This is a genomic window from Vibrio sp. 1288 (genome assembly GCF_033344475.1).
In genome coordinates, this window is the sequence record NZ_JAWPOX010000227.1 from 1 (window position 1) to 927 (window position 927).

At 46.0% G+C, this 927-nt stretch carries 1 pseudogene; it reads left to right on the forward strand.

Features of this window, described 5'->3' with window-relative positions:
* Nucleotides 1–927 (forward strand): annotated as a pseudogene (locus R8O11_RS25865) (cadherin repeat domain-containing protein); the annotation flags it as partial.

Sequence of the window (927 nt, forward strand, 5' to 3'; positions counted from 1 at the left end):
TGAATGATTCGGGAGTATTTCAAATCCTGCGTCCAGGCACCGCGATAATTCGTGCAACAGATACCAGTTCTGTGTATGAATCTTCTGAAACGACGTTTTCGGTCACGGTTGAACGAGGTTTTAACAATGATCTTTCTGCCAGTGATTTAAGCCTAGTTGCACTCGATCCTGACGGGAAAGCTCTGACCGTGCGTGGGCAGAAAGGTAAACTGACTTACCAAGTCGAAAGCGGGCAGAACCTCATTCAAGTTGATGATAACGGCGTTGTTTATTCACTTGGTTCTGCGGGTCAGGCTTCTGTACTGATTTCCGATTCAGTTAACGACTTATATCTACCTAAGCAAGTTCGTGCAACCGTAACATTGTATGCGATAGGTGCTGAGCAACTTAAATTTGCCTTAATCGAAGATGAGTATCGAGACGGTTTAACCTTAGCGCCTTCACGTTTGGATAAAGTTGAAACGCAAAATATCACTTACAAAATTTTGCGCAGCGAACCAGACAACGAGGTTGCCGAGTTACTAAACCCTGAAACGGGTTTGCTTTTGATCCACAACGTTGGTCAGGTAACCGTCGAGGCGACAGCAACATACAGCGATGCTTTCTTAAACAAGCAGCAAGTTGCTCAGTTTGTGGTCGATGTTAAACCGGGTCAACGTCAAGCCATAAGTGTTGCGAATATCGCTAAGACGTATGAATACGGTGGACGCATTTTCCCTCAAGTTGCGCACGCTCGCGGCGACTATGGATATCGCATCATCAATGGTGCAGATGTTGTCGCTAAAACTACGGATGGTGCAGCGTTGCTGATCAAAGGCGTTGGTAGCGCAGAAGTTGAAGCCTACGAATACGACTTGCGTAATTATCCAGCAAGTAAAACCCGCTTCAACATTGAAATCGAACGCGCACCTCATCCGGTAATGAAAG